At 58.7% G+C, this 259-nt stretch carries 1 protein-coding gene; it reads left to right on the forward strand.

Annotation, left to right across the window (positions count from 1 at the left end; all coding sequences use genetic code 11):
- Positions 1-259, forward strand: a 259-nt coding sequence (locus V5P19_RS23895; protein ID WP_334408045.1) for an efflux RND transporter permease subunit, incomplete at both ends; no start/stop codon positions are given.

The raw sequence follows: 259 nt of genomic DNA on the forward strand, positions 1-259 counted from the left end.
GGAAAACACCGTCACCCAAATCATTGAACAGAATATGACCGGCCTCGACAACATGATGTACATGTCGTCGCAGAGCACCAATACCGGCCAGGCGACCGTGACCTTGACGTTCGAAGCCGGCACCGATCCCAACGAGGCGATGCAGCAGGTGCAAAACCAGCTGCAGGCCGCGATCAAACGCCTGCCGCAGGCGGTGCAAAATCAGGGGGTGACGGTCTCGAAATCCGGCGACACCACGCTGATGATGGTGGCGTTCGTC

The organism is Enterobacter sp. UNJFSC 003 (genome assembly GCF_036903355.1).
GTDB lineage: Bacteria > Pseudomonadota > Gammaproteobacteria > Enterobacterales > Enterobacteriaceae > Enterobacter.